Genomic DNA, 2,374 nt, shown 5'->3' on the forward strand with positions numbered 1-2,374 from the left:
TGTTAGCGCCGGGCGATTTTAGCCGCTAATAGTCAAACGATTTTGACCAATCCCGGTCACCGAATAATGGCCACCGTGCCTCCCCGCCGCCACTACGCTGGTGGTGCCAACACGCCGGCGTTAGGAGGACCATTGAGGTGAACGAGAGACACGATGACCTACAGGAGATTATAGACGCGGCGCTCCGGGAGATGGCCGCGGAGGAGGGCGACGGGTTCGACCCGCAGGCATGCAACCTCGCGGAGTTCTGCAGGAGGACGGGGCTCACCCGCTCCCGCGCGAGGACGGTCAGGGCACACGGGTTCAGGGCCCTGCCCCACGGGAACAGCGGGAGGAGGGCCGCGCCGGGCGTGCTCGCCGGCCACACCGGCCTGGTGGACGACCTCCTGCGGAAGGGCGTCACCAACTCGCAGGTGATATTCGAGCGGCTGCTCGGCCAGGGCTACGCCGGCGGCCTCACCACGGTGAAGACCTACATCGCCGCGCACCGGGACCTCGTGCCCGCGAAGAGGCGGCAGGCGGCCCCGCAGGGCTGCCGCGGCCAGCGCTTCAGGACGGCGCCCGGAGAGGCCTACCAGATGGACTGGGGCTTCGTCGCGGTCGAGCGCCCCGGCGGGGAGCGGGCGCGGATCGCCTGCTTCGCCATGGTCTGCCACCATTGCGGGGGCGCCCACGTCGAGTTCTTCCCGAACGCGCGCCAGGAGAACCTCCTCATCGGGATGCTGCACGCGTTCTCGGCGCTGGGCGTGCCCGCGACCGTGCTCACCGACAACATGAAGAGCGTGGTCGTCCGCCGCGATGCCGACGGCCGGCCCGTCTGGCAGGCCGACTACGCCGAGTTCATGGGCGTCGTCGGCTTCCGCACCAGGTTGTGCAGGCCGCGCCACCCCTATACGAAGGGCAAGGTGGAGAGGCTCGTCCGCTTCGTGAAGGGGAACTTCCTCGCGGGAAGGTCCTTCACCGACCTTGACGCCCTCAACCGGGAGGCCGCCCTCTGGTGCGCCGAGCAGGGAGGCCGCTGGCGCCGCGCGGCGGCATGCGTCCCGATGCGCGAGCACGAGGCGGCGTGCTCGGCGAACACCAGGCCGCTCGAGGTCACGGCCGAGGTCGAGCGGTACCTGTGCCCGCGCCGGAAGATCTCCTTCGACGGCTTCGTGAGCTTCGAGGGGCACCGCTACGGCGTGCCCTACTGGTACGTCCGCCGCGAGTGCAGGGTGAGCCGGGAGGGGCGCGTGGTGCACATATACAGCGACGACCTCTCCCGCGAGCTCGTCGCCCACGCCGTCGGCACCGGCGCCGACAGCTGGTGCGAGGGGCAGTGGGAGACATCGCCGGCGCAGCCCGAGGAGCTGCCGACCCAGCCGGTGGGGACCGTGGTCGAGCAAATCGCCCCGCCCAGGACGAAACCCGGTTTCGAGAGGTTCGACTTCGGGAGGGCCGAATGATGGCGGGCGCGGGGGCGAGCCCCTACGAGCTCGCGAGCGACGCCGCGTCGAGGCTCGGGATCGCCGTCGGGGCGGAGGAGCTCGCGACCCTCGCCTCGGACCTCGACCTCGGCGACGGGGAGATGGCCGCCGTGGCAGCCACCTTCTCCTACCTTGCGGAGAAGAGGAGGCTCGCCTCCATCGAGACGCTGCTGAGGCTGAGCAGGCTGCCCAGGCGCGAGCCCAAGACCTTCGAGGGCTTCGACTTCTCCAGGATCCAGGGCCGGGACGCGGCCGCGCTGGGCAAGCTCCCGTCGCTGGCCGACCTCTACGCGCACCGCAACGTCGCCTTCGTCGGGCCCGGCGGCATAGGGAAGACGCACCTCGCGCAGGCCTACGGGCGCGAGTGCTGCATGCGGGGGCTCAAGACCTACTACATAAAGGCGACCGAGCTCAGGGACAGGTTCCAGAAGGCCGTCCAGCGGGGAAACACCTCGCGGGTCGTCTCCTCGCTCGTCAAGCCGTCGTGCCTCATCGTTGACGAGGTGGGAAGATGCGTCTACGACAGGCCGTGCACCGACCTGTTCTTCGATGTCGTCGACAGGCGCTACGAGAAGGAGGGGCCGAACGCGATGGTCCTCACGAGCAACATCGCCCCGAGCGGGTGGGATGAGTTCTTCACGGGCGACGACACGCTCCTCTGCGCCCTCGACAGGCTGTTCGACAAGGCGTCGGTGTTCGTGATGCGGGGCCCGAGCTACCGCGGCAGGGGGCTCGACACCTACTCGGTGGAGGCCGTCCCCCAGGCGGTGAAGGTGAGGGGGATCCAGCCCGAGGGGATGTAGGGAAGCGATAGGAAAGACATAGATGCGGGCGTGTTGGCTAAAATGGGTCGGCCGGGATTGGTCAATCTCGGCCGACTATATTTGGCTAAAATAATCCGACGCTAA

At 68.6% G+C, this 2,374-nt stretch carries 2 protein-coding genes; both read left to right on the plus strand.

From position 1 onward, the window contains the following. Window positions 1-137: 137 nt before the first annotated feature. Window positions 138-1,445 carry an IS21 family transposase gene (gene istA / locus ABHU32_RS09930; RefSeq protein ID WP_346979808.1) on the plus strand — a complete coding sequence of 436 codons (1,308 nt, stop codon included), beginning with the start codon at window positions 138-140 and terminating at the stop codon, window positions 1,443-1,445. Further along, on the plus strand, window positions 1,442-2,269 hold the full coding sequence (locus ABHU32_RS09935; RefSeq protein ID WP_006234068.1) for an ATP-binding protein: 828 nt from the start codon (window positions 1,442-1,444) through the stop codon (window positions 2,267-2,269). The genes istA and ABHU32_RS09935 overlap by 4 nt, the downstream gene beginning before the upstream one ends. The last annotated feature ends 105 nt before the right edge of the window (window positions 2,270-2,374 follow it).

The organism is Collinsella aerofaciens (assembly GCF_039758965.1).
Lineage (GTDB): Bacteria > Actinomycetota > Coriobacteriia > Coriobacteriales > Coriobacteriaceae > Collinsella > Collinsella aerofaciens_BR.

Excerpts from the sequence above, each read along its gene's own strand:
- ABHU32_RS09935 (WP_006234068.1), top strand. The coding sequence starts at position 1,442 with ATGATGGCGGGCGCGGGGGCGAGCCCCTACGAGCTCGCGAGCGACGCC.